This is a genomic window from Rubrivivax albus (assembly GCF_004016515.1).
In the GTDB taxonomy this organism is placed as follows: Bacteria; Pseudomonadota; Gammaproteobacteria; order Burkholderiales; family Burkholderiaceae_C; genus Rubrivivax; species Rubrivivax albus.
Map to the genome: position 1 here is coordinate 45,606 of NZ_SACT01000013.1, position 7,067 is coordinate 52,672.

Below are 7,067 nucleotides of genomic sequence, written 5' to 3' on the forward strand. Positions count from 1 at the left end.
CGCCTGAGGCAACAGTCCTGCCGACTGATGTGTCAGCGGGCCTGGAAGGCCGCCTGCTGCCCCAGCATGTCCATCACGTGCTGGGGCATGCTCGACCGCAGCTGCCGCTCGAGCTGCTCCAGGTGGCTGGACACCGCCCGGAACGAGCCGACCTTCTGGTACAGCAGGTTCTTCTCCTGCGACAACTGCAGCAGCATGGCCTGGGCCCGCTGCCTCACCAGGTTGGCGCGATCCCGCTGGGTCTGCTGAAGGGTGTAGTCCTTGTCGAGGGCTGCCATGCCCACGCGCAGGTTGCGCTCCAGGAAGACGTAGGCGTAGTCGGCTGCGATCACGTCGCGGTACTGGGCGATCAGGCTGTCGGACAGTCCGGAACCGGGGATCGTCGCGCCGATCGAGAGCATCTTGTAGACCGGCTCGGTGGTCTGGTTGACGAAGCCGACCTCGGCCGAGTTATTCGGGATCGCCGTGCGCGTGGCGATCTTGTCGGCGATCGAGCGCATCATGGTCTCGACGCGGGCGGTGAAGGGCGTGTGGGTGTAGCTGGTGTTCAGTGTCACCACGTCGCAGTCGGTGTAGTTGTTGCACCGGAGCAGGTGCTGCGTGACGTTGGTGCCGGTGCCCGCCGCCTGGCCGTACAGCAGCTGGCTGATCGAGGTGATCGTCGGCGCCACGGGCTCGGGGTCGCGCGCCGCATCCTCTGGGTAGAAGATCACTGTGCCGACGATGCTCATGATGAGCTCGCGCTCCTGGTCGTCGAGGTAGGTGCCGGTACGCTGCAGTGCCTTCCAGGTCAGGTTGCCGACGAAGGGCGCCTTGTTGCGGATGTTGGCGTCGCCCGAGGATCGGGCCGAGGCCAGGATGCCGGGGCGGTCGGTCGCGCAGCGGCGGCGCGCGGCATCCCGATCGGTCTCCAGGCCCATTTCGATGGCCAGGTCGGAGCAGGCCTCCTGCGAGCTGAAGCCTGCCGCCTCGGCGGCCGTGCTGACGATGGCCTTTGCGGTCTCGCAGGAGTTGATGCGCGCGTTGTTGATCCAGGTCTCCAGGCCCTTGGCCCACTTGGTCAACCCGCCCAGCAGCGGCGAGACCGACTCCAGCGCGAGCTGGAAGGCGATGCCCGGCAGCGCGGCCGTGATGTTACGCAGCATGTTCTTGAACTCGGCCGCCGAGATGTGCGAGAAGGAGCCGCCGAACACGTCGATGCCGCCGCAGCCGGCGCGGGCGCTCGGAAACTGGATCGCCGCGAGCTGGTAGACCTTGTTCGGCGCCCGCATGAACAGGCTGCCACCGGTGTAGGTGTTGAAGGTTTGGCCGCGGAACGCGCCCGGTGCGGTGTAGTTGCCGATGGCGCCCAGGCTGTTGAACATGTTGTTCACCTCGGCGTTCAGGTCACCGGCCCGCAGTGGCGCGGGACCCACGGCGAGCGCCGCGCAACACAGGGCGACCACCACAGCGCGGTGCAGGGACTGGTCGGCGTCGGTACGCTTCATCGGGGGCTCCTTTGGCCTTCTGTCTGCGCTGGTACGGGCTAACCGCCTCAGCGCTGATGGGTCAAGCGGGCCTGGGCCTGCAGGCCGCCAGTCCCGCCCAGGACCGGTGTGGCGGCGCTGTCGGGTGAGGCCGCGACCATCGAGATGCGCTCGACCAGCTGCGCCTCGGACAGCACGCCGAAGCCGATCGGGGTGATCTTTCCGGTGAAGGGCTGGGCGAGGTAGACGGCGGGAACCTGGCTCACCTGCAGCGTGGTGGCGATCCCGTTGTCCCGCCGGGCATCCGCGAAGCCGGGAATCGGGCCACCGTCGACGCTGATCGCGACCACCTTGATGCCGTGCCTGGCCTGAAAGGCCTCGAGCGTCGGCGCGAAGGCATGGCAGTAGGGGCAGTCGCTGCGGAAGAAGAACAACAGGACATGGTCGCGACCCAGGGCGCTGATGGACTGGCTGCGCTGGGCCGTCTGAAGCTGGTCGAACACCTCCAGCGCCTTCGCGTTCACCGGGCGTCCCTGGAGCGTGGGGTCGAGCTCCGGACTGGCCCATGCGATGCGCTGCGCCACGTCGGCGAAGGTGGATGCGCGCGACACCACCTGGGCCTCCAGCTCCATGTAGCGGCGTACGTTGGATTCGGTCGGCCGAATGATGGCGATGTGCCGGCGCTCCTCGAGGGCCTTCTGCAGGCGCTCGAACTCGACGATCTCGGGGGGCTTGGGGGGCGAACGCCGGGGTGCGATGGCGGCGCTCGATGCCGATGCGGGCTGCCGCGGTGCGGAAGCCGGAGATTCGGGCGGCGGGATCTCCGGCTCCTCGTAGAAGTGCCAGCCGCGCCAGTTGTCGGACCAGTAGGGCCGTCCGGGGTCTTGCGGCTGCGCCAGGGTGACCGTCCCGCTGCCAAGCATGACAACGAGACAGAGTGCGAGCCGAGCTTGGCGCGAGGCAGGGCGGCGCAGCGTCATGGGCGCCGCCTCATGTCCATCAAGACGGGCGACCGCGGCGGCTGGCCGTCGCGGCAGTAGTTTATGCCGAAGTCGATGGTCTGCCGCCGGGGTGCCTGCACGCCGCCAGCGCCGTAGTTGGGCAGCTGCACGCCGTCTTGCCAGAAGCGCACGTTGAGGCGACTGCAGCCTGGCTGGGCGTAGCGCTTCTCGGTGCTGACGTCGATGTAGATCGGCGTCGTGGCGTTGAAGCGCTTCGAGATCGCCTCGGCGACCTCGCCCACCAGGACCCCGTGGGCCTTGCCGTCGGGTGCGTCCAGGGCCGACAGCATCAGCTGATTGGCATCGCGGACGGGCAGTCGTTCCTGAGCCGTGGAAGTGCTGGCAAACAAGGCGCAGGCGGCGCCGAGCAGAACGGTGATGGCCTTCATTGGCACTTCCCCTGGCCGTAGTAGCACGTGGGCACGCGGCTGGCGCTGCCGGCCTGCAGCGCGTTGACATTCGGCAGGGTCGGCACCAGCGACGCGTAGAACTCCGACAGGTCCATCGCCGCGAAGTTGAGCGTCTGCAGCTGCGCGACGGTGAAGCCGGAGCAGTCGGCGTTCTGCGCGCCGCCCCAGCCCTTGCCGATCTGCGCGCGGCCCTGTTCATTGACGATGCGCGCCAGCATCGAGTTGAAGCAGCACTTCGAGGTGGTGTGTTCGACGCAGGACACGCACACGCCCAGGACCCGGAAGCACGATGAGCACCAGGTGCCGATCGTGTGGCACAGCCTGGCGCCTTCCTTCATCGCCAGCTTCCCCTCGTCCTCGTTGCATGACATCATCGAGAGGACGATGTAGATGATCACCGCGATGGCCAGCGTCCAAGGGTCGAAGGCCACGACTAGGCTGTCCCCGGCATACACGGCCACCGATCCGGCGGGCAGGGCGGCGCCATTCACCGCCACCGTCACGCCATAGGTCGTGAACGTGCCGCTGAAGCCGCCGCCCATCAGCAGCGCCGAGATGCCCTGGTAGATGAACTGCTGGTTCTGCGAGTTCATCAGCACGTCGAAGACCAGACGCGAGCCGCCGCCGAAGATGCTCTGGTTCGTCATGCCGGCGCCGGCGCCGTCGGCGTAGCAGCAGTTTTTCAGCAGGCGGTCGCGGCAGCGGTTCTCCTCGCCCTTGAAGACCTGCATTCGGTCGGCGTCCAGGTAGATGCCTGCCTCGCGCCCGGCCTCGAGCATCGACATGCTGCGCGCAGAGTCGGGGTCGTTCGGCGCGCCGATGTCGAAGCAGTTGCCGCTCAGGCAGAAGACGTTGGTCGGACAGTTGCTGCTGGTGGTGACGGTCGCGGCCGGCACGGGGCAGCTGTAGCCGTCCTCGAACACCTCGCACACGCCGGTGAGGGCGTTGGTCTGCCGGCAGGTCGACGACTGCGGCGTGCATCCCGCGGTCACCAGCGGCGCGCACTGGTCGGCCGACGCGCCGCCGCTGCACGACATCGTGCTCCGGTACTCCCAGCAGTCGCGGGTGACGGCCACGCCGTCGACGACCTTGGTTGCCGGGCCATCGGTGCAGACGGCGGGCGTCGTGGTGGTGCAGCGACCACCGGCGTCCAGGGTCGGGCACTGGTCGTCCCAGCGGTCGGTCTCGGTGACGGTGGTGGCTGGCCGCGTGTAGGACAGCCGCATCGTCGGGATCGGGCCGAAGGCGGGGTTGGGCGCCCAGCCGATCACGGCCCGGTCGGCGTCGATGTTCCAGTAGGTACCGGCCACGGTGCCCGTGATGTCGATGCCGGCGTAGGGCGTCCAGCCGGGAGCGGGCGCGTAGCACTTGGTGCCGTCCAGGGCGGCGGTGGTGCAGCCGCTGTCGCCCTGGCAGATGGTGTCCTGGATGTTGTCGCCGCTCTGCGTGCCGGCGCGGCAGGCGGCGTAGACCTTGCGGAATGGCTCGACGCTGGTGCAGCTGTAGCCGGAGTCGCCGCCACCTGTACAGACCTCGGCGCGCTCCGGGGCCACCATCGCAGTCAGGCTGCAGGTCGATCCGCTGCAGCTCTTGTCAGCCACCCAGACGGCCGTGCGGATCGGCTGGCCGTCGATCATCGAGTAGGTGGTGTCAATGACCGACACGATCTGCGGGAAGACGACCGGCGTCGTCATGTCCACGTCGAAGAAGCTGAGCGGATTGCCGTCGTGGGTGACGCGGAAGTGCTGCGCGGTGACGGCGCGGTCGGGCAGGCACTGCACGTCAAGACCCGTGCGGCCGGAGCCGGCGTGGGCGAACCAGTCGCCCGGGTTGCAGCTGGTGGTCCGCGTCGTGCTGACGGTCAGGCTTCGGCTGCAGCTGTAGTTGCCGACGCCGACGTAGCGCAGGCAGCTGCGTGGCTGCATGCCGGCGGGCACCGGGGTGACCGTGGTGGTGCACCCGCTGTAGTAGGCGGCCAGGCTGCCCAGCTCGGCCGACGGCGTGCGGCCGATTGCGCGGGCGGCGGCAACGGCTGGGTCATCGGCGCCGATCGTCGGGCGCGGCGTGTTGGCCGAGGAGAAGGCGCCACGCTGCGCCTGGCAGAGCGGGTCGGAGGGGGTCAGTGCACAGGTAGACAGCCTCGCGTTGCCCTGTGACGACAGGTTGGGCTGGCGGTAGTAGCTGCGCTCCGGTGGCGTGGTCGTGTAGCCCGGGACCACGGCGGTGGCCCCCGGGGTGGTGACGTTGCCGCGGGCCACTGGGTTCGCGGCCTGGCCGGCGGCGACACCTTCCTCGTGCGGACCGGCCACGGCGGCGGTCTGCGTCGTCAGGAAGCAGGCGGCGGTGATGCAGGCGACGAGGCGGCGCCACGGCGAGGCGCGGCTCGCCGTCAATGGCGTCGGAGCAGGGCAGTGGCTACTGGGGGCGGGCGGGGTGGGGAGAAGCACGCCCCATGGTCAGGGGCAGTCCGGGCGGTGTCTCGGGGAAACGGTGGGTCAGAGAGTGGGTTTTCGAGGCTGGCTAGGTGGGCCTTGGCGATTGGCTGCACCGCGTTGAGACCGGCCGTTGGCAAACAGTTGAGCTACTCACACAGACGGCCAACAGCGGCCGCTCGACTCGGCCGATCGAACAACAGCAGCGCCGCGGTTGCCTTCCTTCGCCGCCACGGCTCCGATGACCCCTTTTCTGGTGGATCGCCGGCAGCGACGGTCGTCGCCCGTACCAACGGGTGTAGGGCTGAGGTGCTTTGACCTTTGGGCCTCTGATCGACCCGCGATCTTGCCCCTTTCTCACTCCCGCCAGGCTTGTTGGTATGCTGAAATGCATGCGCGAGAAGTACATCTCGGTCGACATCGAATCCTCCGGCCCCATCCCCGGCGAGTACAGCCTGCTGACCATCGGTGCTTGCCTGGTCGATGATGACTCGACGACCTTTGCGGCATCGCTCAAGCCGCTGAACCGAAACGCGGTGCCGGAAGCGATGAGCGTCAGTGGCCTCTCACTTGACGAACTCGAGCGCACTGGCCAGCCCCCGGCTGAAGCCATGGCTGCGTTTGGCGAGTGGATCGCTCAAGCCACGCAGGACGGGACGAAGGCAGTCTTTGTCGGATTGAACGCTCCGTTCGACTGGAGCTTCGTCAACTACTACTTTCACCGCTTCGTGGGTGACAACCCCTTCGGATTCACTGCGTTGGACATCAAGGCGCTGTACATGGGCGCAACCGGGTGCACCTGGGACCAGACGGGCTCAAGCAAGATGGCCAAGCGGCTGAGTCCGAAGCGCACCGGGACGCACGATGCGCTTGAGGACGCCTTGTATCAGGCTGAGCTCTTTCGCCTGACTCGCAGCATCTCTAGTCGCTAGCCTCGCTGAGCTGCCTCGACCGGCACCTGCTCCATCGGAAGAAGCCGCCCTTCAAGCCTGGCACTCGGGGATGCAGACTCCTGCACCCACACGCGCAGGCTCCGGGAGGACCTCAGGTTGCCGACGATCATGAACACGATGCCGGCACGCATGTCCGAAGCTGCACCTGCATGGTCCTCCGCGAGACGGCGGTCCAGCTCAGAGGGGACGGGTTCGGGCTCCGGATGTGTATGCCAAAGCCCAACAAAGTGCAGGCCACGCTCGAACTGCGTCCTGCGTTCAGCAGCCATTCGCTGCGCGTCGAACGTGACCCTGGCGTATGAAGATTGAAGCGGCTCAAGCTGAGTGGCCGCGTCAATCACGATACGGGTACTAGACAGGTCCCGTGAGTAGAGTTGGCCGATTCGCTCGCGCGACGTGCGGCCGCGCTGCGCCTGCCCCATCAGGAAACTGACTACGCTTGCCTCAAGCACCAAGGACCAGCTCGCGCCCGCCAAGTGGTAGGTCAGCTCAGTCGCCATCGGGCTCGATGACATCGCGGAAGTTGCGTTCAATCTCCATCGCGCCGCTCGCAGAGCCCAGGACTGCCACCACTGTACGCGGCTCACTTCGAACTGGAAGGCTGTCGAAGAACTCGCGAGAGCGAATGCGCGACCACACCTTTGGCAGAGCGGCCGCACCGTCGATGATGTCCAGGACTTGTCAACGCCGAAGTAAATCTGACCCACTTTGCCGGGTTGTCGCCGAAGTAAATCTGACCCACCCAGGCACGATGGATCGCGCTGCTCGGACGCGCAGGGCGTAGCCCGAAGCGGCCGAGCAGCGC

Annotated in this window: 6 protein-coding genes; 1 reads left to right on the forward strand and 5 read right to left on the reverse strand. The window is 67.4% G+C overall.

Features of this window, described 5'->3' with window-relative positions; genetic code table 11:
* Window positions 1-32 precede the first annotated feature (32 nt).
* From ENE75_RS23845 to traN, 4 genes are read right to left on the reverse strand one after another with little or no spacing between them, the layout of a single operon-like run.
* Window positions 33-1,487: a conjugal transfer protein TraH gene (locus ENE75_RS23845; protein WP_128201427.1), complete on the reverse strand. Its 1,455-nt coding sequence runs from the start codon at window positions 1,485-1,487 to the stop codon at window positions 33-35.
* Window positions 1,488-1,534: 47 nt separating this feature from the next.
* The gene (gene traF / locus ENE75_RS23850) at window positions 1,535-2,446 is read right to left on the reverse strand and encodes a conjugal transfer protein TraF (protein ID WP_128201429.1); all 912 of its coding nucleotides are present in this window, start codon (window positions 2,444-2,446) and stop codon (window positions 1,535-1,537) included.
* Window positions 2,443-2,856: a hypothetical protein gene (locus ENE75_RS23855; RefSeq protein WP_199232405.1), complete on the reverse strand. Its 414-nt coding sequence runs from the start codon at window positions 2,854-2,856 to the stop codon at window positions 2,443-2,445. Before ENE75_RS23855 ends, traF begins: the two co-directional genes overlap by 4 nt.
* Window positions 2,853-5,270, reverse strand: a complete 2,418-nt coding sequence (gene traN / locus ENE75_RS23860; protein ID WP_128201431.1) for a type-F conjugative transfer system mating-pair stabilization protein TraN — start codon at window positions 5,268-5,270, stop codon at window positions 2,853-2,855. The genes ENE75_RS23855 and traN overlap by 4 nt, the downstream gene beginning before the upstream one ends.
* Window positions 5,271-5,701: 431 nt before the next feature.
* Between traN and ENE75_RS23865 the strand changes: the two genes are divergently transcribed.
* A complete protein-coding gene (locus ENE75_RS23865; RefSeq protein ID WP_233259257.1) occupies window positions 5,702-6,241 on the forward strand; it encodes a 3'-5' exonuclease in 540 nt (179 codons plus the stop codon).
* On the opposite strand, the gene ENE75_RS23870 is transcribed toward ENE75_RS23865, so the two are convergent.
* Window positions 6,238-6,762, reverse strand: coding sequence for a M67 family metallopeptidase (locus ENE75_RS23870; RefSeq protein WP_158289076.1), 525 nt, complete (start codon window positions 6,760-6,762; stop codon window positions 6,238-6,240). The two genes, ENE75_RS23865 and ENE75_RS23870, sit on opposite strands and share 4 nt — an antisense overlap.
* Window positions 6,763-7,067 lie beyond the last annotated feature (305 nt).